The 25,248-nt window shown below is 33.8% G+C and carries 20 protein-coding genes; 11 read left to right on the plus strand and 9 right to left on the minus strand.

Annotated elements, in window-relative coordinates:
• Position 1: 1 nt before the first annotated feature.
• The 3 genes from GJJ64_RS03815 to GJJ64_RS03825 form a co-directional block, all read right to left on the minus strand.
• A complete protein-coding gene (locus GJJ64_RS03815; RefSeq protein ID WP_154286419.1) occupies positions 2 to 1,108 on the minus strand; it encodes an aminotransferase class I/II-fold pyridoxal phosphate-dependent enzyme in 1,107 nt (368 codons plus the stop codon).
• A 6-nt stretch (positions 1,109 to 1,114) separates the two neighbouring features.
• Complete coding sequence (locus GJJ64_RS03820) at positions 1,115 to 1,360, minus strand: hypothetical protein (protein WP_154286420.1); 246 nt, start codon at positions 1,358 to 1,360, stop codon at positions 1,115 to 1,117.
• Between the two features lie 359 nt (positions 1,361 to 1,719).
• A complete protein-coding gene (locus tag GJJ64_RS03825; protein ID WP_026902454.1) occupies positions 1,720 to 2,502 on the minus strand; it encodes an XRE family transcriptional regulator in 783 nt (260 codons plus the stop codon).
• An 84-nt stretch (positions 2,503 to 2,586) separates the two neighbouring features.
• Here GJJ64_RS03825 and GJJ64_RS03830 point away from each other — a divergent pair, with 84 nt between their 5' ends.
• A complete protein-coding gene (locus GJJ64_RS03830; protein WP_317162897.1) occupies positions 2,587 to 2,955 on the plus strand; it encodes a GIY-YIG nuclease family protein in 369 nt (122 codons plus the stop codon).
• On the opposite strand, the gene msrB is transcribed toward GJJ64_RS03830, so the two are convergent.
• From msrB to GJJ64_RS03855, 5 genes are all read right to left on the minus strand, one after another.
• Entirely contained in the window at positions 2,956 to 3,453 is a 498-nt protein-coding gene (gene msrB / locus GJJ64_RS03835) for a peptide-methionine (R)-S-oxide reductase MsrB (protein WP_154286421.1), read from the minus strand.
• A 38-nt stretch (positions 3,454 to 3,491) separates the two neighbouring features.
• Positions 3,492 to 6,644, minus strand: a complete 3,153-nt coding sequence (locus GJJ64_RS03840; protein WP_154286422.1) for a peptidase MA family metallohydrolase — start codon at positions 6,642 to 6,644, stop codon at positions 3,492 to 3,494.
• 39 nt (positions 6,645 to 6,683) lie between these two features.
• Positions 6,684 to 9,143 carry a transglycosylase domain-containing protein gene (locus GJJ64_RS03845; RefSeq protein WP_154286423.1) on the minus strand — a complete coding sequence of 820 codons (2,460 nt, stop codon included), beginning with the start codon at positions 9,141 to 9,143 and terminating at the stop codon, positions 6,684 to 6,686.
• 112 nt (positions 9,144 to 9,255) lie between these two features.
• Complete coding sequence (locus GJJ64_RS03850; RefSeq protein WP_154286424.1) at positions 9,256 to 10,032, minus strand: nitrilase family protein; 777 nt, start codon at positions 10,030 to 10,032, stop codon at positions 9,256 to 9,258.
• Between the two features lie 3 nt (positions 10,033 to 10,035).
• Positions 10,036 to 11,181, minus strand: coding sequence for a methionine aminotransferase (locus GJJ64_RS03855; RefSeq protein ID WP_317162898.1), 1,146 nt, complete (start codon positions 11,179 to 11,181; stop codon positions 10,036 to 10,038).
• 92 nt (positions 11,182 to 11,273) lie between these two features.
• Between GJJ64_RS03855 and GJJ64_RS03860 the strand changes: the two genes are divergently transcribed.
• From GJJ64_RS03860 to GJJ64_RS03905, 10 genes are all read left to right on the plus strand, one after another.
• Positions 11,274 to 12,053, plus strand: a complete 780-nt coding sequence (locus tag GJJ64_RS03860) for a queuosine precursor transporter (RefSeq protein WP_154286426.1) — start codon at positions 11,274 to 11,276, stop codon at positions 12,051 to 12,053.
• A gap of 24 nt (positions 12,054 to 12,077) precedes the next feature.
• Entirely contained in the window at positions 12,078 to 12,770 is a 693-nt protein-coding gene (locus GJJ64_RS03865; RefSeq protein ID WP_154286427.1) for a phosphatase PAP2 family protein, read from the plus strand.
• A 653-nt stretch (positions 12,771 to 13,423) separates the two neighbouring features.
• A complete protein-coding gene (locus GJJ64_RS03870; protein ID WP_154286428.1) occupies positions 13,424 to 14,092 on the plus strand; it encodes a hypothetical protein in 669 nt (222 codons plus the stop codon).
• Between the two features lie 424 nt (positions 14,093 to 14,516).
• On the plus strand, positions 14,517 to 15,077 hold the full coding sequence (locus GJJ64_RS03875) for a hypothetical protein (protein WP_154286429.1): 561 nt from the start codon (positions 14,517 to 14,519) through the stop codon (positions 15,075 to 15,077).
• Positions 15,078 to 15,434: 357 nt separating this feature from the next.
• A complete protein-coding gene (locus GJJ64_RS03880) occupies positions 15,435 to 16,490 on the plus strand; it encodes an HNH endonuclease domain-containing protein (RefSeq protein WP_154286430.1) in 1,056 nt (351 codons plus the stop codon).
• Positions 16,490 to 17,350 carry a bifunctional class I SAM-dependent methyltransferase/HIT family protein gene (locus GJJ64_RS03885; protein WP_154286431.1) on the plus strand — a complete coding sequence of 287 codons (861 nt, stop codon included), beginning with the start codon at positions 16,490 to 16,492 and terminating at the stop codon, positions 17,348 to 17,350. Before GJJ64_RS03880 ends, GJJ64_RS03885 begins: the two co-directional genes overlap by 1 nt.
• A gap of 2 nt (positions 17,351 to 17,352) precedes the next feature.
• A complete protein-coding gene (locus tag GJJ64_RS03890; RefSeq protein ID WP_154286432.1) occupies positions 17,353 to 18,813 on the plus strand; it encodes a DUF3375 domain-containing protein in 1,461 nt (486 codons plus the stop codon).
• The gene (locus GJJ64_RS03895; protein WP_154286433.1) at positions 18,810 to 19,388 is read left to right on the plus strand and encodes a DUF4194 domain-containing protein; all 579 of its coding nucleotides are present in this window, start codon (positions 18,810 to 18,812) and stop codon (positions 19,386 to 19,388) included. The genes GJJ64_RS03890 and GJJ64_RS03895 overlap by 4 nt, the downstream gene beginning before the upstream one ends.
• Before the next feature lie 37 nt (positions 19,389 to 19,425).
• Complete coding sequence (locus GJJ64_RS03900) at positions 19,426 to 22,776, plus strand: ATP-binding protein (protein WP_229655453.1); 3,351 nt, start codon at positions 19,426 to 19,428, stop codon at positions 22,774 to 22,776.
• The gene (locus GJJ64_RS03905; RefSeq protein WP_154286435.1) at positions 22,773 to 23,921 is read left to right on the plus strand and encodes a Wadjet anti-phage system protein JetD domain-containing protein; all 1,149 of its coding nucleotides are present in this window, start codon (positions 22,773 to 22,775) and stop codon (positions 23,919 to 23,921) included. The genes GJJ64_RS03900 and GJJ64_RS03905 overlap by 4 nt, the downstream gene beginning before the upstream one ends.
• Positions 23,922 to 24,498: 577 nt before the next feature.
• Here GJJ64_RS03905 and GJJ64_RS03910 read toward each other — a convergent pair.
• Positions 24,499 to 25,221: an FKBP-type peptidyl-prolyl cis-trans isomerase gene (locus GJJ64_RS03910; protein ID WP_154286436.1), complete on the minus strand. Its 723-nt coding sequence runs from the start codon at positions 25,219 to 25,221 to the stop codon at positions 24,499 to 24,501.
• Positions 25,222 to 25,248: the final 27 nt, after the last annotated feature.

A 25,248-nucleotide genomic window follows, 5' to 3' on the forward strand; every position in this document is an offset into this window, starting at 1 on the left:
ATTATATTTTAGCTAAAGCTTCACTTAATTTTTCTATTTCTTCGTCTGTATTAAAGGTATGTAAACAAATTCTTAACCTTTCTTTGCCTACCGGAACAGTTGGACTTAAAATGGGTCTGATATCAAAGCCGCTTTCGTTTAAAGTTGCAGCTGCTTGTCGGCAAGCGGTATTGCCCGGGATAATTATCCCTTGGATAGCGCTATTGCTTGGCATTAATGCAATACCTAATTTGCTGGTTAATTGTTTGAAATAAGCTATTTTTTTCTGAATAAGAAGTGTATAATCGCTACTTTTTAATTGCTCATAAGCTGCTTTTATGGTGTATAAGCTGTGTGGTGGTAGGGCAGTGGTGTAAATAAAAGAACGGGCGAAATTGATGAGGTAGCTTCTAAGTTCATCGTTACCTAATACCATAGCTCCATGGCAGCCCAAAGCTTTACCGAAAGTAACTACGCGGGCAAATACTTGATTTTCTAAACCCAACTCGCACACCAAACCTCTACCATGTTTGCCAAATATACCCGTAGCATGTGCTTCATCTACGATGAGGTAAGCACCATATTGTGTTGCAAGTGCGGTTATTTCTTTTAAAGGTGCATGGTCTCCGTCCATAGAAAAAATACTTTCTGTAACGATGAAAATATTCCCTTGGCTGTTTTTAATTTTTGATTCGAGATGCGCTAGATCATGATGTTTAAAGGTATAACGTTGGGCATAGCTTAGTCTAGCACCATCAATAAGACTAGCGTGGATAAGTTCATCGCAAATAATGGTATCGCCTTTTTGGGGCAGGCTAGAAAGCAAACCTATATTGGCATCATAACCCGAGTTAAAGATTAAGCCTGATGCAGCCTGATGAAAACGAGCGATTTCTTTTTCTAAGGTTTCTGTAAAACTTGAATTTCCGGTGATGAGTCTAGAACCGCCAGCACCATTTCGTAATTTTTGTGAGTAGGCAATTTCATCAACCCATTCTTTTACAGATAAAGATTTAGCAAAACCCAGATAATCATTAGAAGAAAAATCAATAAGATTATTCTCGCTTTTTAAGGTTCTTAAAGCGTTAGCGGCAATTCTTTCCTGTAGTTTTTGATGGATGAAATTCAAGTTTTTTTATTCAAAAATAAAGAAAGATTTTGAAATGATTATTTCGTGTTTAGGCTGAGGTCTAATATCTACCTGCCGCAGGCAAGTATTTAATATAAATGATGATGAAATGACGTGTTTAGGTAATTCGATAGTCGAGCCTAAGCACAAACAACCGTTTACGCCCAATTCCACCTTGGCGGTTGCGGCATCTACAGGACTAGCCCTAGCAGAACCTTTAGAAGCAAGCGGCGCAGCGGAGAGTTTATTCAATTAGCTTATTGTTTTTTTAAAGGCTTTCATGTGTTCGCTTAGCTCGGGTTTGGGTACTTTTTGCGGAAACATGCGAAGCATTCATGAAGGCCAAAACATAAAACTAATACTTTGAATAAAAGTAACTTGACATGGCCGGTCAAGAGGCCGGAAAGCCCTGTGTGAATGCCTGATTTTTAATGTTTATTAATAGCTTCAATGATAGCGGAGTTGAAGCCTTTTAATCCCTCGACTCCGCTCAGTATGACAAACTCTTCGTTAAGGATAATAATTCTGTTCGTACATTAAATTCCTATTTAATAAAGTAGTTATTCCTGTATAGTGATGATTTTTAATACATTCTTCTATCTATTAATTTATTAGTTCGGTTTGTTTTTTTGCATTTCTACTAAAGACTTTTGCATTTGGGCCATCATGCTGGTTAGAGTCTCCATGGTAGGCTCTGGCATTGGCTGTGGTAATTCTGTAGAAATAAATGCTTTTGCCTTCCAAATTTCTAAAATATCTTCGGCCTCTATGGTATAAGGTTCGTAAACAGGGTTGTCTGATGATAATTTTAAGCCTTTATCTGGTCTGAATTTGCTGCTTAACCTTTTATAAACTACGCCTTCGTTTTTACTAATCACAATAGCAGTTTCGCCAACTTTAATATCGTTACTCCAATTTTCTACATATTCTGCAATAATGATAGAACCAGAAGGTAGCGGTAACATAGAATCTCCTTTAATTTCAAAAGCCCTGTAAGTGCCTTGTTTAAAAATAGGTAAAGAGAAACGGGGTAGGGTGCTTACATATTCAGGGTCGCTATAACCATTAAGGTAACCTGCACTAGCCTTAACCTGTACCAATTCTATGTTTTCTTTATCATCTTGGTCTACCGTAATACTTAGTACACGAAGGTTAGAAGGGTCTCCTTTAGGTTTGGGTGCCCATTTATCATTTATCTTTTCATTGATGAAATCATCAATACTTAACTCAAAAAAGTCTGCGAATTTTTTTAGCAAATCATATTTTGGTTCTGCCCGGTCTTCTTCGTAGGCGCCAATTAAAGATCTTTTAATTTCCATAACATCAGCAAATTGCTGTTGTGTTAGGCCTTTTTTCTTTCTGAGGTATTTTAAATTATCAGATATTTTTCCCATTTCTAAAAATATTTGCAAATACTAAAATTATTAGTATTTTTATGCTCATAAAATTAGCAATAAAAAATTAATAGCCAAATAATAATGTTAAAGAATTTAAATGCAGATCAAATGAAGAATATCGTTTTTATAGTTACAGACAGAAATAGAAATAATTTACATGTTGGTTTAAGTGCTGATTTAATAAAAACCATGAACTTCTACCGTAAAATGCCGAACCTATTTTTTGATGCCGGGCAACAGTTAACTCGCTTAGTTTATTTTGAAGAGTTAAGTTCTGAAGCTATGGCAGCAGAGCGTTTTAAAATGATTAACAAATTTACCAGGTTACAAAAAGAGAAGATGATAAGAAACGTTAATCCGGATTGGATTGATTTAACTACCGGATTAGACTATGAGAAGATGTTAAAAACAGGCTTCCAAGTGAAACCTGTTTTTAGCTTTATGTCTTAATTATTGTTTGATAAATTTAAGCGCTGCCGAATTGATGCAGTATCTTAAACCTGTAGGAGCGGGGCCATCATCAAAAACATGGCCTAGGTGTAAACCTGTTTTAGCTTCTACAACTTCATCCCTAACCATGCCATGGCTGTTGTCTTTTACCCAAATAACAGCTTTATCATTAATGGGTTTGGTGAAACTTGGCCATCCGGTACCAGAGTCAAACTTGTCTTCAGAACTAAAAAGTGGTTCGCCTGTTGCGGCACTTACGTAAATCCCTTTTTCATGGTTATTGTAAAACTCATTCTTAAAAGGAGGCTCTGTCCCTTTGTTCACCATAATTTCATAAGCAACAGGAGATAATATTTTCTTCCACTCGCTTTCTGCTTTTTGAACAGGGAATACCAAAGCTTTTTGCTCATCTTTTTTAGAAGATGTATGATTATTTTGTCCGCAAGCAGCTAAACTGAACACTGCTAAACTAAATACGGTTGATATAAACTTTTTCATACTATTATATACGTTTATAAGGCTATATCAGTTTTATATTACCATCCTGGTGCAAAAGCTAAACCAAATACAGGTTTCTGAATATCCACACGGTTAAACGGAATTGCCAGATATGGTTCTAATACAAAATATCCAAATACGTTAACCCTGGCAGATATACCTGCACTTAAAGCTGGTACTCTTACATTATCTTCGTAAATAGGTGTATTTGTTGTTGCATCTGTTCCTATTCTACGTGGAGCTTTTCTGTCCCATGCAATCCTATCACCTTCATTCCAAGAAACGCCGGCATCAAAAAATAAGTTTAAATCAGAGAATAAGAATTTAGATGGGAAAGCAGCTAATTTCTCTGGCCCGGTGAAAGGTAACCTCACCTCAAAGTTAGAGATTAACATTCTGTTACCAATTAATTGGTTAATGTTAAAGCCGTTTTGTTCTCCGGTTAAGTTTCTACCATTGTAAAAGCTATTAGCTTCATAACCTCTTATCAAGAAAGGCATCCCTATAAATAAAGGGAACAATTGGTTGTTTACGTTTCCTATACGACCGTAACCATAAATCCTACCTGCAAAAGTTACTGGTTTTACCCTCACATATTTTCTTAAATCAGCAATTGGAGCGGTATATTGGAAAGTACCAAAGTTTTGTTCTATTCCTATTCTGTACCTATAACCGCCTAAAGGAGCTGCTACACCCGAGTAAGAATTATCACCTACTAAAGCTGTATTTAGCTGGAAAACTGTGAAAGATCTTAGATTGAAACCTTGGTCTTGTAAAAATTCTTCTCTTGATACTTTTCTTCTATCTTGAAAAAGAGGGAAGCCTGTATTAGGATCGTAATAAGTACTATATCTATCAACGCGATACGAGTAATATGAGGCACCTGCACCCAACTCAAAACGGGTTGTTTTAGAGAATGGATAAGAGGTAAAGCCTTGTACAGATTCTTCAAATGTTCTGATAATGTCTATATATTCCTCAACAGTTGGCGTAGTTCCTCCATTTTCAAGAGGTAAATCGGTAGCTTTTATACCAAATAAGCCCGATTGAAAAGGTAAATGAGATACAGAAGCCCCCCAGTTCCATCTACTTTCTTGGTTGATATAGGCAAACTGTGCACCAAAATCATAAATTTCACCATTTACAGCTGCAGCAGCAAAGATTTGGTTTCTGCTTAAAATATCGCTAAAAATAGCCTGTACTCCAGATTGCATACCAGTTCCAAATCTGCTGGTAGCCACACCAACACCATTACTAGCAATATAATCTAGTTGAAATTGAGATTTAAAAGGAATAGCTTTAACAGAGTCTACAGGTGTATCATCATATGCAAGGAAATTATCTAAGTTTTTATTGATGATATTTACACCAACAGAACTTGGTGGAGGCAAAGTAGCTGCTGTAAAATCTACGGCGTTGCTGTTTACTAAAGTGCCTTTAAATTCATTAACATGTGCATTGTAAAGCGTATAACGTTGAGAACGATAATAGGAGTAAACTATTTCGTTATTTTTTGAGATGCTTAAAGCTGGCGAACTTTCTGTAATACCACTTATACCCGTGAAATAATCTGTTAATTGCTCTACAGTTTGCTTGGAGATATTGTAACGATACATGTTCCTAAAGCCATCTCTGTTAGATAAGAAATAGATATTTCTATCATTAGCATCAAAAACAGGATTTAAATTATTAGCTTTTGGAAAAACATCGATATTGGTAATTTTCTTAGTGGCAACATCCAATACGGCTAAGCTCATGCTGATGAAAGCGCTTAAATCTTTTCCTAAATTTAATCTATCTGTAGAGAAAACAATTTTTTTACCATCTGATGAGTAGCTAGGCTGATAATCTGTAAACTTATCATTAGTAAGCTGTGTTAACTCTTTAGTTTCTAGGTTGTAAGAGAAAATATCGCTTTGTCCATCTTTAAGACCAGAAAAAGCTATTTCTTTACCTGTTGGAGACCAATTTAAATTGCCAAACTGTTCTACCTTACCCATTGATTTTTGTAGAACTGTTTTTCCGTTATCAATATCTATGATGATAAGCTTGTTTCTGCCTTCAGAAAACGCACTTAAAGCAAATTGTTTGCTGTCTGGAGACCATGAACCGGCAGATTCTATATAGTTAAACTCATCTATATGACTGTTTTTTATTTTGGATGTTAATTTCCGGATGATTTTTCCGGTTTTTGCATCAGCAAGAAATAAATCAATTGAAAAAAGCTCTCTTTCTGAAAGAAAAACAACGTATTTACCATCTGGGCTGATAGCAGGGGCTAAGTTCATTTCTCCACCGTTTTCATTATCTATCAGTTTGTTGCCAATAGGTTTTTGTGTTGTGTCTTTTAAATAGGGAGTATAAGCATTCTCTAAAGAGCTTTTCCAAAGGCTAGAGAGTGTTTTTTCATCGTAACCAAAAGTTCTTCTGATAGCCATCTCATAACCAAACTTTGCAGTAGATTTAAAGAAAGGCATAATAATGGTATCACCATAGGTAGAACCTATAAAAGCCCAGAAAGCTTGTCCGTAACGATAAGGAAAATACTTGCTGTTGGTGGTTAAATCTCTTAGCGTTGGAATATCTTTATTCAGCACAGCATCACGCATCCACATGGCTGTATTAGCATCTACTTTACCTAAAGAAAGGTATTCTGCCATTCCTTCAACCATCCATAAGGGTAAATTTCCGATATTTTCTAGTTGCGTAGAATCTCCTTCTATTAAAGAGTGATACTGGAAAGCATGAACCAACTCGTGGCCAAGGACGTGTCTGGTTTGGAAATTACTTTCTTGAATAGGCATAAAAACCCTGTTTTTTAAACCTTCGGTAACACCACCTGTTCCTACACCAATTTCAGAATTGATGATAGTTGTTTGTTGAAATTCTGGCGAGTTTCCATAAAGGATAATAGGGTTGGGGCGTTTAAAAGTATCTCTAAAAATTTGTTGATGTAAAGCATACCAAGCTTCACTTTCTTTTGCAAAATTCTTGATTAAGCTATCATTTTCTGTGTAATAGTAGAGGTGAAAATGTGGTGTCTCATAAACCTTAAACTTAAGATTTTTATATCTTACTTTGTTTTGCCCGAAATACTGTGCCTGTGTATTTCCAGCAAATAATAAGAATAGGAAGCTAAAAAATAAGGTAGTGTAAGTTTTAGCTTTATTAAATTTTAAATTCTTTACCATGGTTTTGAGCTATAAATCTTAATCATTTGTATGGATGATTTACTCTTGTTCTTCTTTTCTTTTTTCTCTCTGCAATTTTCTTTCTTCCTTTTTACTTAAAGGTGCTTCTGCTTCTTGCTTTTGAGTAGTAACACCTTGTTTAACATCAGGAGCTTTATTCTGGTTTTTATTTTCGGTTTTTATTTCTGTTTCAGGATTTACTTCCTGGTTCTGCTGTGCATCAGGATTTTCAATTTCCATTAACATCAAAGAATCTACCGCTAAGCTATCTGTGCTATTGGTATCTACTACAATTCTCGGACTAGGGCATATATAAGTACGAGTAATTTCTACATCTGGTTTAGGGAAAGGCCCTGGCGTAATGCCTGTTTTAGGGTCTCGGTATACTTTTTCCATAAATTTACCAAAAATAGGCAAGGCCGTTCTGGAGCCTTCGCCTGTTTGTGCGTCTTTAAAGTGTATACTTCTGTCATCAGCACCAACCCAAACACCTGTTACTAAATCTTTGGTGATACCCATGTACCAACCATCAACATAATCTGATGATGTACCTGTTTTACCACCAATTTGGTTGTTTTTCTTCCATAAATCCCATTCCCATAAAGCTTGAGAAGTACCTCCAGGTTCTTCCATACCGCCTCTAAACATGTATAACATTAACCATGCTATTTCTTCGCTTAGCACCTGTGTATGCTTAGCTTTAAATTCTTCTATAAGGTTACCATCCAAATCTGTAATTCTTTCTACCAAAATAGGGTCTACTCTTTTACCTTTATTTAAGAAAGTACCATAAGCCCTAACCATTTCATAAACACTAACATCATTAGAACCTAAGCTTACAGAAGGTACGGATTGTAGTTTACTTTCGATACCGCATTCATGCGCTAATTCTACTACTTTATCCCAACCTACTTGTTCTGTAATTTGTGCGGTGATAGAGTTTACAGATTTTCCCATGGCCCAGCGTAAAGACATTTCGCGGTAAGAGAAGTTCCAATCGGCATTTTTGGGTTCCCAAACTTCTGTTTTAGAACCTAGCTTATATTCTATTTTAACAGGTTTATCGGTAAACTTATCGCAAGGGTTTAAACCACTTTCTAAAGCCGCTAGATAAGCAAAAGGCTTAAAGGTAGAGCCCGCCTGACGCTTAGATTGCTTTACATGGTCGTATTTGAAGTAGTTATAATTATCGCCACCAACCCACACTTTTATTTTACCAGAGAATGGGTCTAAAGTCATCATACCTGTATTTAACATTTTGGCATAATAGGTTAAAGAGTCTATGGTAGAAAACTCCACTTCTTTATCGCCATCCCAAGTAAATACGGTCATTTTCTTAGGTTTGTTTAAGTAATAATCAATAGAATCTCTATTGTTTTTAAGGCGCTTTTTAAAATCGGCATACCAAGGCAGTTTTTCTAAATTATTTTCTATAAAATTAGGGATAACATTACCTTCAGAATCTCGCCATGGCTCTTCATCTCCCCAAACGTTATTAAATCTTCTTTGCAAGATTTTCATGTGGTCTTGTACCGCTTCTTCGGCATATTTTTGCAGCCTAGAATCAATAGTGGTATAGATTTTTAGGCCATCTTCATATAAATCATAGCCGTTTTCATCACACCATTCTTGTAGCCATTTAGCAACCGCTGTTCTTAAGTAAGAGTCGCCATCGTTTTTTCCAGTATCTTTACCTAAATTAAGTTTTAAAGGTTTTTTTACTGTTTTTTGATAGGTAGCATCGTCTATATACTCGTACTTAAGCATTTGTGCCAAAACAATGTTTCTTCTGTCTAATGCTTTTTCTGGGTTTTTAATAGGGTTGTAGGTTGATGTTGCTTTAAGCATCCCTACCAATAGGGCTGATTCTTCTAACTTAACCTTATCTACAGCTTTGTTAAAATAATGCTTTGCTGCGGTGTTGATACCATAAGAATTATTACCAAAAGGTACGGTATTAAGGTACATCGTGATGATATCTTCCTTAGAATAATTGGCTTCTAATTTATAGGCAGTTAGCCATTCTTTAAATTTAGAAACTAAGGTTCTTACTACTGGTATATGTTTAATTAAACCTTGTGATTTATTATTTCTGGTTCGATATAAGTTTTTTGCTAATTGCTGTGTGATTGTACTTCCACCACGTTTATCTCCGGTAACGGTAGAGATAATTCCTGAACCTATAGAAAGGAAATCAACCCCAGAGTGTTTGTAAAACCTGGCATCTTCGGTAGCAATTAAGGCATTTACAATGGTACTATCAATCTGATTGAAATTAACTGGCGTACGGTTTTCTTTATAGTATTTACCAATGAGTTTACCGTCTGAATAATAAACTTCTGATGAAAGGCTTAGCGATGGAAATTTAATGTCTTTTTTTACTGGCGAGTAACCAAAAAGCCACAAAAAATTAAGTTCTACCGCACAAATGAAAATAATAAATAAGTAAATAACAATACTGAAGTATCTGAGGGGCTTATTGGGTATTTCTTTAAACATATATAAAGATGAAAAAAAGATGCTTTGATTTATAAATAGCTACAAAAATAATTAGCCAGCGAACTAAAACGCTAAATTATGGCTAAAATTTCAGTTTGCTAAATTTTAAATGTTAAATCAAGTTAAAATCATCAGCATCTTTTAAGAAAGGCATCTCTGTTCTTACCCTTTCTACTTCGGCTTTATTAATGGTAAAGGTATAAAGGTCTTCTTCGTCTCTTTTATAATAGATAACATCACCAGCCGGGCTTAAACAAGTGGTGTCTCCGCTATAATATATTTGTTTACCATCATAACCTACACGATTTAAAGCGATGATAAATGATTGATTTTCAACTGCTCTGGCAGGGATAAGCATACGCCAGTGATGTGCTCTTTTCTCGGGCCAATTGGCTACTACCAAAAGTAAATCATACTGTTGTTGATGGTTTCTTAGCCATACCGGGAAACGTAAATCATAACAAATGGCTAATCTTATTTTCCAACCTTTAAGCTCTACAACAACTTGTTTATTGCCTGCAGTATAAGTTTTATCTTCTTCTCCTAAGCCAAATAAGTGCTTTTTATCATAGGTTTCATAGCTTGCATCCGGACGCATCCAAACCATACGGTTATAGAAATTGCCATTTTCTTCTATGATAAGGCTTCCGGTAACCACAGCATTGAATTTTCTAGCCGTGTCTCGCATCCAGTTAACGGTTTTACCATCCATTTTTTCTGCGTTATCAACAGCATTCATGGTAAAACCTGTATTAAACATTTCTGGTAACACAATTAAATCTGTACGCTCTCTAATATCAGATAGCTTCAAACTTATATTTTGGAGATTCTTGGCAGAATTTTCCCAAAACAGATAGGCTTGTAAGAGCGTAACTTTTAATTGTTCCATCTTTTAAATTTTAACTAGGTTATTAACGGCTTTTTCTAAAGTTTCTTGCTTTTTCGCAAAACACAGCCTTAAGGTTTTGTAATCTGTAGTTTTAGAATAAAATGGAGAGGCAGGTATACTGGCTACTTTATATTCTTTTAACAGTTTTATAGCCATATCGGTATCTTTATCAAAAGATATCTTCTCGTAGCTAACCATTTGAAAATAAGAGCCTTCACAAGGTAATAAAGTTAATTTAGTTTCTTGCAATAATTTTCTAAAAAAATCTCTCTTTTCTTGATAAAAGCTAGCCAATCCTAAGTAAACATCGGGTTTTTGCATATACGTATTTATGGCATATTGCATGGGTGTGTTTACAGAAAATATCTGGAATTGATGTACTTTTCTAAATTCTTTCATCAAAGCTTCTGGGGCGCAGCAATAACCAATTTTCCATCCTGTGGTATGGAAAAGTTTTCCGAAACTGGCTGTAACAAAGGTTCTTTCTTTCAGCTCGGGATAAGCTGCTAAGCTTAAATGTTTTCTGCCATCGTAGGTTAAGTGTTCATAAACTTCATCACTCACGATAATAATATCTGTATTTCTGGTGATATTGATGAGTTCTTTAATATCGGTCTCATTCAGTGTTCTGCCTGTAGGGTTATGAGGTGAGTTTACGATAATCATTTTTGTATTAGCAGAAACTAGTTTTTTTACCGTACTCCAATCAATTTCATATTCTGGAGGTGCCATTTCATAAGCCTTAACTAGGCCGCCCAAAAGTCTTACCATGGGCGCATAAGCATCGTAAGCAGGCTCAAAAATAATGACTTCATCATTTGGTCTTAGAATAGCAGTGATGGCTGTAGAAATGGCTTGCGTACCGCCCGCTGTAATGGTTATCTCTGTTTCCGGATGGTAATATGACTGATGTAAATTTTCTATTTTAGCGCTTAAAGTTTCTCTTAAAGCTAATAAACCAGGCATTGGAGCATACTGGTTATGGCCTTTTTTCATTTCTTTAAAAACCAGTTCTTTGAGTTTTTCATCACAATCAAAATCTGGAAAACCTTGAGATAAATTAATGGCATCATATTCTTGAGCCAAAGCACTCATTACAGAAAAAATAGTCGTAGTAACGTTAGGTAACTTTGAAATAATATTAATCACGAGCTTTAAATTAGAACATCCCAAAATAATATTATTTTTAAACTAACAGAAACCTAATCTTTTTGTTATAGAAGAATTATATAAACTAAACCATGGACAATACCATAAGCTATCAATCTAAAGCCAATAAATTATACATCATTTTAGGCGGTTTTTTTATTGCCAATGCCATACTTGCCGAATTTATAGGGGTAAAAATATTTTCTGTTGAAGAATCTATAGGCTTTAAAAAGTTTGATATAGATCTTTTTGGGGTAGAGGGTTTATCTTTTAACATGTCTGCAGGGGTACTAAACTGGCCTTTTGTATTTATCATGACCGATATTATAAATGAATATTATGGTGTTAAAGGCGTAAAATTCTTGTCCTATTTAGGTGCTGCTTTAATAGCTTTTGCTTTTTTAATGGTAGGTTTTGCCATGTCTTTAAGTCCTGCAGATTTTTGGTTAATCCAAAATATTAACGGAGAAGCTTTAAATATGAATAATGCCTTCTCGGCTATTTTTGGGCAAGGTATGTGGATTATTGTAGGCTCTATCACCGCATTTTTAATAGGGCAGGTGGCAGATGTTAGCGTCTTTCATAAGATAAAGAAACTAACGGGCGAGCGTAATTTATGGCTAAGAGCCACGGGTTCTACCTTAGTTTCGCAACTGATAGATAGCTTTGTAGTTATTTTTATAGCTTTTTATCTGAACCCACAATACAGCTGGAGTTGGCAAATGGTAGCTGCAATAGGTTTGGTAAATTACACCTATAAGTTTATTGTAGCTTTATTATTAACGCCTATCTTATATGTTTTACATAGTGTTATTGATAGGTATTTAGGAAAAGATTTGGCGCAGCAATTGATAGCCAAAGCTGCTCAGTAGTCCTCTATAATAGCTACAATTAAAATGATTAAAAACACTTATCAAAAGCTGGTTAAAACCTTGCTTTTGCTTTTTTCAGAAACGGCAGTTCTTTTTTTATTATTGTTTACCGCACTTATCGTTTTTCTGTTTACTGCAAAAATGGTGTTTATTGATGAACGCCTGGAGTTTGACTTATATGTTTTTAAGCTTTTATCTGGGCATGTAAACCCAACTTATACGGCCATCATGCTGTTTTTTACGCAATTGGGTAGCTCGGTAGTTATCACCACAGGAAATATTTTATTGATAGCCTATTTCTTGTTTTTAAAAAAGCGGCGATGGTTTGCCTTAAAAGTACCCGCGGTATCTTTAAGTAGTTTAGCCTTAATGTTAAGCTTGAAAAGCCTTTTTAACCGACCAAGACCGCTATCGCCTTTGCTTTACCAAGAGCTAGGCTTAAGTTTCCCGAGCGGACATGCCTTAAGTGCTGTAACTTTTTATGGCTTAATCATCTATTTAATCTCCATCAGCAGCTTAACCAAACAAACCAAGTTCTTTATTAACAGTCTTTTAGTTTTCATCATCTTTATGGTAGGTTTAAGCAGAATATATCTAAGGGTACATTATACCAGCGATGTAATTGCCGGTTTTTGTGCTGGTATTTTATGGCTTTGGTTAGCTGTTAAAATATTAAACGGCATTGAGAAATTTAGCAGGAGGGAGTTGGGGGGGTAGTTTGTTAGGTGGTTAGGTGGTTAGTTTGTTGGGTGGTTAGGTGGTTAGTTTGTTAGGTGGTTAGTTTGTTGGGTGGTTAGGTGGTTAGTTTGTTAGGTGGTTAGTTTGTTGGGTGGTTAGGTGGTTAGGTTTTATTGATTGATTTTTGATGGATTGAATGAGTGATTAAGCTTTCCTAGATTTTTTAATTTTTCCTTTTTCCTTTTGAATTTTTCCATGTCGTTGCGATGAGGAACGAAGAAGCAATCTATTTTTAATTTTTCCTTTTGAATTTTGAATCAGTTGTCGGTTGCCAGTTTTGAGTTTTTAGTTCTGGGTGTGAATGTTATTGATTGATTTTTGATGGATTGATTTTTGATTGAATGATTAAGAGATTTTTGTGTTATTGCGATGAGGAACGAAGAAGCAATCTATTTTGAATTTTGAATTTTTAATTTTCACTTTTTAATTTTTCCTTTTGAATTTTCCAAAAAAAACGAAAAATTTTAGTTTTCCACACTTGTAAATGTTTGTTTATCAGTGTTATATTTTATTTTTTATTGTTTTAGCCGTGTTTAAGAATTTGCCTGTTTAAAACTCCATATAGAAACTCTTTAACTGCTATTTAAATTTGTATTGATTGATGTAATCAGATACAAATAGCTATGAGAAAAATGCCGATATCTTCCGTTTCTATAAGCCAGCGTGGTGTTGTGGGTATACCTAAATCTAACTCTGAACTTGTTTTTAGGGGAAGATTAATTTTAAAGAATATTTATTTAACCTATCATTTTTCTACCGAGAAAGAATTAAAAACGGGTATGCAAATGCCCGAGGATTATTTCTTAGCTATTATTCCTTTTTTAGAGGAAGAGGGTTTAGATGCTGCTCATGAATATTTAAGCTTTAGTGCTGCTGGTATTGCTATTAAAGGGTTTGAAGGTGGTTACAGTCATTACAGCAGGGAAAAGTTGGCGCTTCTGTACATCATCATTAATTACGAGTTGGGGAGAAAGCTGCAAATTAATGCTTTAATTAAAGATGAGCTTATTGGTATTAAGAGCATGGCAGATTTGGTAGACTGGGTAAGTAACTATCAAAACGAAAAGGATATGCAGCGTATTTTAGAAAAAGATAATTTAAGTACAGCTACTGCTAGGCCGCATAAATCTAATCCTATAAGCCCAGATGATTTACTTACCCGAAAGGAGTTGGCTAGTAAATTAAATATCTCTACCAGAACCATCAGCAGGCATCCCGATAAGTTTGTTCCTATTTTAATAGGTAAGCGTTACCATTACAGTTTGCAAGATAGTTTAAGGTATAAAAACGTAAAACTTTAGGCTTCATAAACTCAAAAATAGCTATCTCTTATTCCTTCATTCTTAGCTGCCCGGCTAGATAAATCATTCTAAACAAGGCTTAATTTCATCCTGGCTAAGCCTAAAAAAATCCTTCATCATTAAGCTTTTAGTTTTTGTCAACTTTTTTGATAAAAAAAGGTCTTAAATCTGTTATTTTCTTCAAGCTATGTTCACCCTAGGATCACCCTACTATCACCCTAGGATGAACCTAGCTTAATTGAGCTTTTAAATGATGACACAAGTAGGAAAATAATGGACAAAAGATGACAAATTGATACAATTGAGACAGTTTTTAGTCAATAGTGTACATGTTTAGACATAGTATGCCAAAATTCTGGAAGCCTAAAATTAGCCTCTACTTTTGGGATATGAAGCAATGGAGCTTCTGTAAAATTTATTAAATATGGCTATAAGTCAGAACAACGTTATTACCCACGGTTTAACGGGTAAAATTGGAGATTTGCTTGTTTTTAAAAGGCAATTTGGTAAAACAGTAGTTACCAAGATACCTGCAAAAACCACTATTGCACCTACCAGCAACCAAACCGAGGTTAAAGATAGGTTTACCTTAGCTAGTAAGTTTGCTAAACAAGTATTACAAGACCCTGTATTAAGCTTGCAGTATACTACTATGGCTAAAAAAGGGCAAAGGGTTTACAATGCAGCTTTTGCCGATTATTTTGTAGCCCCAAGTTTAAGCGACCCTAGAGGTGTTTATGATGGGGGAGTTGGTACCCAATTGGTGATTAAAGCCATTGATAACTACGAGGTAAAAGAAGTGCAGTTGGCTATTTATGATAGCACCGGCGATTTGGTAGAAGAAGGTAATGCTACTTTACTAATAAGCGGGGTAGACTGGCAGTTTACATGCACTACTGCTTTTGCCAACCCCACTGGCTGCAAACTTTTATGGAGCGCTACAGATTGGGCTGGCAATACCACAGAACTAGAAATTACCGTGTAATTTAAAACTTATGCTAAAATTGTGAACGGCTACCAAAGATGATTTGGTAGCCGTATTGTTTTGGGGTATTTTTTTTAACTACAAATTAGAATTTAGATAATATTATTATATTCGTTTGCTTGAAAAATTTAAACATCTATTTACTCGATATAAATGTCTTGATAGTTAATTAGAAAGTGTTTGTGAGCTGGATATTTTTATAGAGTTTATACAACCGTGTTAGAAAAAGTAGGTTGATAAGTAATGATGTTTTTAGCTGTATATTGAAGACAATATTTTTTGCAATATGTTATTTATTATAAGAAGGATTTTCGCTTCTATCCCTTACGCTGGATAATGATATAAATTAGTTTTAAAATGATTTTACCAGAATCAAAAGAATTACCTGTAAATTTATTAGCTGCTTGTTTCAATAAAACTAGTGCTACTTATAAATTTTACTGGCTTCTTTCAATTCTACAAGCAGTTGAAAATGGAACTTTAATAGTTACTAAAAGAGAATTGTTTTCGAGAATGATTTCTAATTCTTGGTTTACTGTAAACTATTTTAATGTATCGTTTGGTAAACAAGATTTAATACAAGACGCTATTCGCTCAATAAATAGTTTCGAATCCATTACAATTGACGAGAAAAGAGAAATAGTTTTTCAAAAACTTCTTACAACAAAAAATTCAGAAACAGAAAGACTACTTTGGCATTTTAATAAAAATGTTCCTCACTGGTTTTTAAGTCCTTGGTTCCCAAAAAAAGAAAATGAAACAGACTCAATTAGAGAAAAAAGAATTTATTCTGATTCTCAAAGATTTGAATCAAAAAGTTTATACGCATTATATCAAGATTATATTGAAATAAATCCCTATTGGGTTAATTATTTGATTTCTAATGCAAGAGTATTGAAGGATTTCTGCTTTTGGAATTTGGCTTTATTTTTACAATCTAAGAATCCAAATGTACCTGATATTCCTAATAAACTAATAAAACCAGCAACTAGAAACGGATTAAATAAACAAAGAACTCAATTTTGGGATGTTGTTTTGGATGAATTAGGTTCGGTAAATTGTATTTATACAGGAGAAAAATTAATAAAGGGAAATTATGCGGTTGAACATTTCATTCCTTATTCATTCGTATCTCACGATTTAATTTGGAACTTGATACCAGCAAATAAATCTTTTAATAGCTCAAAAAGCAATAAACTACCTATTCTTGATAAGTACTTTGAACCGTTCTATGAGTTGCAAAAAAAAGCTTATGAAATTGTAAGAAGAAGAACGCCTAAGAATAAATTACTTGAAGATTATCTGACCGTTTTACAAATTGAGGAAGACAGTATTAATCATGATAAGTTTAAAGAAATAATACAGCCTTTAGTATCAATTGCTTCCAATAATGGTTTTGAATTTATGAAATAATGCAACAATCTAACCTCCATAGTCATTTAACAGCAAAAAAAAGAGATACACTTTCCTTTCCAGCGAAACTTTTGCTCAATAAAAACTTATTGGTTGACGATGTTTTGGATTTTGGTTGTGGTTTTGGAAAAGATGTTGAATTACTAAAAGCAAAGGGGATAAATATAGAAGGCTACGATAAGTTTTATTTTCCAAATTATCCAAATAAAAAATTCAACACCATTATTTGTTTTTATGTGCTGAATGTTTTGTTACCCGAAGAACAAGCTACAGTTTTAATGGAGCTCTCGCAATTGTTAAAACCAACTGGAAAGGTTTATATAGCAGTTAGGCGAGATTTGCAATTTGAAGGTTATAGAACACACAAAATTTATCAAAAGAAAACTTATCAATGTAATGTTGTTTTAAATTCAAAAACATTTTTCAAAAATGAAAATTGCGAAATATATGAATATCAACATTATAACCAAATAAAAAGAACTGAAAACACAGATTGTCCATTTTGTAATCCCAATTCTGAACATGAACTTATAGTGGAGTCCGCAACCGCTTATGCCATCTATGATAAATTTCCTGTAAATGATGGTCACGTGTTGATTATACCAAAAAAGCATTGTTCCAATTATTTTGATTTATCTTTCAAAGAACAAGCAGCTTGTATCTTTATGTTGAATAAATTGAAGGAAGTAGTTGCAGCAAAGTTCAAACCAGATGGGTTTAATGTTGGAATTAATATTGGTGAAAAAGCTGGTCAAACTGTTAATCACGTTCACATACATTTGATCCCAAGATATGATGGAGATGTAGAAGAACCAAGAGGCGGCGTCAGAGGTGTAATTCCTAACAAACAGAAATATTAATAATGGCAGACATTTCTCAAATACTAAATACTTTAGACAGTTCTCCAAGTGTTAGTTTGCTACGTTTACGAAACAGAGAAATGATTATTGAATTTCTCATCAGGACTTTTGTAAATAAACAAAGTTCAATTTCATCGGAAAATATTCATTCTCAATTAGCTGATTTTATAGAAGGACAAAGAATTGAAATTGATGAAGATAGTGAAATCAATATTTTGGACACTTATGAAGAAAAAGCCAAAAAATATATCCAAAACTGGACTAATAATGGCTTTTTGACGAATTATCCTGATGAACAAGGTGAAGTTTTTTATGAACTTTCTTCACATTCAATCAAAACCATAGATTGGTTGACAAGTTTGAAAAAGGAAGAGTTTGTTGGTACTGAATCTAAATTCAATAACATACTAAATCAATTGAAAGAGTTGGTAGAGTTTACCAATGAAGATGCTGAAAAACGAGTTCAGTTGTTAGAAGAGAAAAAGTTAGAAATTGAACAACAAATTCAACGAATAAAAATTGGCGAAGACGTTAAGGTATTTGAAGAATTTGAAATTGTACCTCGTTTCAACCAACTCAACCAATCCGCTAAAGAATTACTATCTGACTTTAAGGAAGTTGAAGATAACTTTAAAGAAATTACAAAGGGAATTTATCAAAAACACACAGACGGAAGTTTATCCAAAAGTGATATACTGGAATTTACTTTTGATGCACTTGAATCATTGAAAGAAAGCCAACAAGGAAAAAGCTTTTATGCTTTCTGGTCATTCATATTAAATCCAGATTTACAGCAAAAATGGGAAAGTCTGACTAAGGATTTATACATAACTTTGGAACAAAAATCAATCCCAGTAAGGGATACATTCCTGATAGGAATGAAAAAGCATCTCCACAGTTCTGGACAAAAAGTTTACAAAGCCAATGATAAAATGGCTGAAAAACTAAGTCGTATAATTCGTGAAAATGAAAGTTCTAAATCAGAAGCCACGAAAAAAATAATTCAAGACATCAAGAAACAACTTGTAGAAATCAGTAAATCAAAGAACAAACCTGATATTTCAATTGAGCTAGAAACTTCAACGGAAATAAATATTTCATTTGAACGCAAACTCACGAAAGAGCAATCCGAAGAAGTTACATACACTAACAAACCAAAAATTGCCAACGAAGACATTACATCATCTAATCAATTAGGAAGGCTCTTTTCACAATCTAACATTGATAAAGAATTATTGAGAAAAAGGATAAAAGATATACTTAGAGAAAAATCGCAGACCACACTTTTAGATGTTGTAGAAAATTATGGTGGTCTTGAAAAAGGATTGCCTGAGTTGTTCGGTTATATAGGCATTGTGAAAGAATTCAAACACATTATCAATCCTGATAAGACTCAAAGTATCATTTTTGATGCTACCAACCGCAAGCAAATTAAAATTCCTGAAATTATTTTGACCAAATGAGCAGTTTAGAAAAACATATTACCCCTTATAGCAAAGCCATTGTGAGGTTGTTGAAATCAACCGTAGAACGAAACTCCAATGTATGGGATGATGTAATAAATTATCAAAATGAAATCCAGGATTACATTAGTAAAATTGGATTAGAGTTAATCGTTAAAAAAGATGAAGGATTTGCTTTTTTAAAACAACTTGAAGATAGTGAAGGTAACACTCTCGGATTAGTTCAAAGGCGACAAATCGGTTTTGAAACGTCTATTGTGCTCGTTGTTCTAAGACAAAGCCTAGAAGATTTTGACAGCAATCCTACACAATTGGCAACCGAAAAATTTATTACAAATACAGAAATAAAAGACGAGTTAGAATTATTTCTACCAGGAAAATATAACAAGGTCAAATTCATTAAAGAACTTGATAAATATATCAATGCAGCTGTTGATTTAGGCTACCTAAAAGAAATCAGCAAAAAGGAAAATGAAACGAAGTATCAAATACATAGAATTATTAAAGAAAAAATCACTATTGATATTTTACAAGATTTTGAAAATAAGTTAAAAGATTATGTTGAGTCTGTTTAGTACAAGTTCCGACAAAGCGGGGTTCAGACTTCAATATATGGAAGTTTACAACTGGGGAACATTTAATGAAAAGGTTTTTAGAATAAATCCGAAAGGAAATAATTCACTTCTGACTGGTGCGAACGCATCTGGAAAGAGTACATACATTGACGCATTGCTTACTCTAATTGTTCCTGCAAAGAAAGACCGTTTTTACAATCAATCTTCGGGCGTTGAGAAAAAAGGCGACCGTACCGAAGAAACCTATGTGTTGGGGCATTACGGAAATATTCAAGAAGAAGGAAAAACTTCTACTTCTACACAAAAATTGCGTGATACAAACACATATTCCGTAATTCTTGCTTCGTTCTCCAATTCCGACCAAAAACAAATTACACTTTTTCAAGTACGTTGGTTTTCGAATAATGAATTAAGACGGCAATTCGGAATTGCTCACGTTCCTCTTGAAGTAGAATCTGATTTTGGTCAATTCGATTCAAAAGGGAATTGGAAAAAGGTTTTAGATAAAAAGTATAACTCAAATGTTACAAAAAAGAAAATTGAGTTTATAGATGGTCCTACTGCTTATGCAGAAAGATTGGCGGACTTATTTGGAATGCGTTCCACAAAAGCGTTGACTTTATTTAATCAAGTTGTTGGAGTAAAGGTGTTGGAAGACTTAGATGATTTCATAAGAACTAATATGTTGGAAGAACAAGATGCAGAAGCTGAGTTCATTCAACTAAAAGAGAGTTTCTTGACTTTAATGGATGCTAAAACCAACATAGAAAAGGCTAAAGAGCAAATCAAACAATTGACTCCAATCAATGAAATTGCATTAGCACTAACCAATATTAAGGCGGATTTATTTCAATTAGAAACGTCAAAAGAAACGGCAGTTTATTGGTTTGCCAAAAAAGGTGTTGAGTTAGGTGAAAAAGAATTGGGGAAATGCAATGAAGTATTACAACGATTAAATGATGAGCTAATTGAATTACGAAATAAGGAAGAAATACTAAAAGAAGAAGAACGGACAATTTCGATTTCCATTGAAAAAGATGAAGTCGGAAGTAAAATCAAAGATTTAGAGAGGGATATTAGAAATCTTCAAAACTTAAAAGATAACAGAAGTCGAAAACTTGATGAATACAATAAAATAGCCCAAAACTTAAATTTTAGCACTAACCCAAGTGAAGATGCTTTCATCACAAACAGAGAAAGTGCGAAGCAATTAAAACAAACCACGCAACAAGAGATTGAGTTAGAAAATGAAAATCTTCGAACCTTAAAAAATGAAGAAGATAAACTCAAACAAGATACCGAAGATTTAGTAAAAACAATAAAAACGCTTCAAGAAAATAAAAATAATATTGCTGGGCGTGAAGCTGAAATACGAGATGAAATAATTGCACACATTGGAGCAAGTCGAGAAGAAATCCCTTTCATTGGAGAATTGATTAAGGTAAAGGATGATGAAATGAAGTGGGAATTATCAATTGAGAAAGTACTTCACAATTTTGCCTTACGATTGATTGTTCCACCAAAGTACTATTCATTAGTGAATCAATATGTTAACAGCAATAATTTGAAAGGTAGAATTCGTTACGACAAGTATGAAGACCAAGACTATCTTAAAAATTTTAAAAACAAGATTCTAATTGAAAAGTCATTAATCAACAAAATTGAAATTAAACCTAAAACGCAATATTATGATTGGATTGAGAACTATTTAGGATCACAATTTGATTTTGTGTGCGTAGATAATCTTTCGGAATTTGAGCAATTCTATGAAATGGCAATAACTCAAAATGGTTTAATAAAATTCAAAAGGGGTAAACACGAAAAAGATGACCGACCACATATTACTCGAAAAGAAAATTTTGTATTGGGATGGGATAATAAAGAAAAACTATCTTCATTAAAGAAAGAATTAATCAATCTTCAAACTCAACAAACTGAAAATAAAAAAGCGATTGCAAGTAAAATAACCGAGATAAAAAACTTAGGGACTTTTAGAGATGATTGTCAGAGCCTGTTTTCAAAGTTCGACAAATACGATGAAATAAACTGGCAATCGTATGCTAACGAGATTCAAGAAAAAACAGAACAGAAAGATAAACTAGAAAAAACAAACAATCGAGTAAAGCAACTTCAAGAAGATTTAAAAAAGGTTCAAGACGCTTTGAAACAGCTTTCTGATGTTCAAATTTTTAATAAGGGACAAGAAATATTTACCAAGAAAAATGAAGTTGTCACGATTGAACAATCAATCAGGAGTAACAAATCTATTTATGAGCCATTAGGAATTGTTGATGTTTCAATGTTTGAAAAACAACATTCCGATTTGCTGAATATTGAATATGCAACCTTTGAAACAAGTCGTGAGAGATTCCAAAAGGAAAATTCAAGACAAACAAGAGAGCTTGAAGAACAAAAGCAAAGGAAAGAACGAGAAGTAATCATAAAGATAAACGATTTTAAACAACCTTCAGAAGCTATATTAAGCAAATTTAAGGATTGGCGTTCTGATGTTAATTCCCTACCTGATTCAACACATTTAGAGTTAATCAGTGAATATCAGAATTTCTTAGCTAGGTTAGAAAATGATAATCTTCCAAAGTTTGAAAAGAAATTCAATGATTATTTACAAGAAACTATTACCAATAAAGTTGGTGATTTTAGAATGTTCTTTGAAAACTGGTCAGACTCAATCAAGGAAAACATAAAGCATTTGAACGAATCTTTAAAAGAGATTGATTTCAAAAATAAACCCCAAACCTACATTCAACTTGTCGCACCTAACAAGATTAATGATGAAGTGAAAGAGTTTAGAAAACTTTTAGAAGAAGCCGTTCCCAATGTTTACCAAATGGAAAAAAATATTGAAGGCAGGAAACATCATTTTAATAACTACATTCAACCATTTATTGAGAGATTAGACAAAGAAGAATGGCGAAAAAAAGTAATAGATGTTCGTTCTTGGTTTAGTTACAAAGCGGAAGAGTTTTACAAAGAAACAAATCAAAAGTTTAAGACTTATGAAGCAATGGGACAACTATCAGGTGGTGAAAAGGCTCAACTTACCTATACTATTTTGGGTTCTGCTATTGCTTATCAGTTTGGTTTAACACGATATAATCAAGGATTAGAATCTAAATCTTTTCGCTTCATTGCCATTGACGAAGCATTCAAGGCTCAAGATGAAGACAAAGCAAGGTACTTAATTACACTTTGTAAACAACTTCATTTGCAATTACTAGTCGTTACACCAAGCGATAATATTCACATAGTAGAAAACGATATTTCATTTGTTCACTTTGTTGAGCGTAAAGAAGAAAGACATTCGTGGCTGTATGATATGCCAATTGAACAATTCAAAGAAGAAAAAGCAAATTATCTGACTAAATGATTACACCAAAGGAAATAAAGGACAAAACAGAAAGAAAGTACATTTCATTTCTTCAATCTTTGGTTGAACAGCGACCTTTTGAGAAATTGGTTATTCGTGGCGATAAGACGTACACCAAATCTTCGCTGTCGGAATTTGAGAGAGAAATTCAACAAATTCATAGCCATTCAAAGGAGAAAAAAGGTTTTGGCTATACATTGGAATTTCAAAAAATAAAGACAAAGCATTTAGGAACTCAAGATTTGCCAATTTCAATTTACTTTGATAATGAAAAAGATTTTTTGAAATTCTTAGGTAAAGAGTATGAGGTTGATTCCTTCAAGTTAAATTTTGAGATAATCCTTCGGGAATTCCCTGAACTCAGAGAATGGATAATTAAAAATCCCAAAAAGGTCATTGACAATGCAAATGAATGGAAAAATATTTTGCAAGTGTGTCAATACTTCAAACAAAATCCAAAACCAAATTTATACATAAGAGAATTGCCGGTAAAAGTTCACACAAAATTTGTCGAGAGAAATAAAAGCATTATCAAGGAACTGCTAGATGTTCTAATATTGGAACACGTAAAAAGTGAAGAAAAAGAATTTGAAAATAGGTTTAATTTAAAATACGTAGAACCTCAAATTCGATTTAAAGTTCTTGACAAAACAATATCGAACAGATTTTTTTCGGGAATTAATGATATTGCAATTCCAGTTAGCCAATTTGAAAAATTGGATTTACCAATCTTTAAAGTATTGGTTGTAGAAAACAAGACAACACTTTACACCACTTTGACACTTCCGAAAATGAATGACACCATTGCAATTTTTGGTAGTGGATTTAGTGTTTTCAATCTTAAAAATGTACGTTGGTTTGACAAACTTAAATTACTTTATTGGGGCGATATAGACGTTCAAGGCTTTGAAATTCTTTCACAATTCAGGACTTACTTTCCGCAGACTAAAAGTGTTTTAATGGACAAGCAAACCTTTGATAAGTTTTTTGAAAACGACAATGGAAGACCGACAAACATTTCCATGAAACTTAACTTGACTGACGAAGAACAAGAGCTTTACGAGGTTTTGAGAACAAACAACTGGAGACTTGAACAAGAGAAAATTCCATTAGAATATGTAAACAAATACTTTGACACTGAATAACTCAACCTTATTAATAAATCATGTGTGGCAAAGAGAACTTGTAAATATAAGTGTAAGCTCCCCTGTTTTTTAAGCCATTCAAAAGTTTCCTTTTGAAGATAAAGTGAGAATAGACTTTAAACTAACCCATTTAATAAAACGCAGAAAGCAAAAACAAGCCATTTAGGCTAAATTATTATATTATACAAGGTTAGGCTAAAAAACGATACAATCGCCACCCCAATTAAGCACTCATTACAAACGAGTGCAAGATGTTTTCCTCCCTCTTTAATTCTCCCTCCAGAGGGAGACACTGGGTGGAATACCTTGCAAACGCATAGATAGTTTTCTTTAAAAAGATTAGTCCTAACCCATATGCAAAGTATCCCCCTCTTGAGGGGGTGTAGGGGGAGGTGTAACAAAAATTAAGTTAAAATATCTGCGATAAGCAATATAAAAAACGATACAATCGCCACCCCAATTAAGCACTCGTTACAAACGAGCGCAAGATGGTAAGATAAAGTTCAAGATGAAAAACACAAAAAAGCCAAGAGTTTCATACCCTTGGCTTTTTAAGAAATTACAATTTTCTTATCTGTTACTGACCAATTTTAATCAGTTCAATTTCAAAAATTAAAGTGCTATAAGGAGGAATATCTTGTCCGGCACCATTTTCTCCGTAGCCTAGTTTATAAGGAATATAGAATTTGTATTTAGAACCTACAGACATCAGTTGTACACCTTCTGTCCAGCCCGGGATAACCCTATTTAATTGTAAGTTGATAGGCTCGCCACGGTCATAAGAGCTATCAAATTGCTTGCCGTCTAACAAAGTACCTTTATAATGTACAGTTACAAAATCTTCTGCTTTGGGTTTTGCACCAGTACCTTCGGTAATTACTTCATATTGCAAGCCGCTTGCAGTTTCTTTAACACCAGCTTTTGCTTTGTTTTCTGTCAAGAATTTTTCATTAGCTGCAATAGCTTCGCTAAATTTTGCTTTGGTAGCTGCTTGTAAAAAACTGCCAATAGCGTTAGAAGCCTGCTCATCTGTTAAAAGGGCAGAGTCGCCTTTAAAAACATCTTCCATAGCTTTAGAAAGCATGGCATAGTTTAAAGAAGTTACACCATCTGCTTTTAGGCCTTGAGCTATTTTAAAACCAAAAGAATAGCTGGCAGAGTCTACCGCTGTTAATGCAGGCGCTACAACTGCTGCTGGCGCTTTTGTAGCTGCTTTCTTTTTAGATTTAGTTTGTGCGTTAATACTTGTAAAGCTTCCTACTAAAAGTAAAGCTGTTAAGGTTAAATATGTTCTTTTCATTTAATTAAAATATGGCTAAATATATAA

Source organism: Pedobacter puniceum (genome assembly GCF_009674685.1).
GTDB classification, from domain to species: Bacteria; Bacteroidota; Bacteroidia; order Sphingobacteriales; family Sphingobacteriaceae; genus Pseudopedobacter; species Pseudopedobacter puniceum.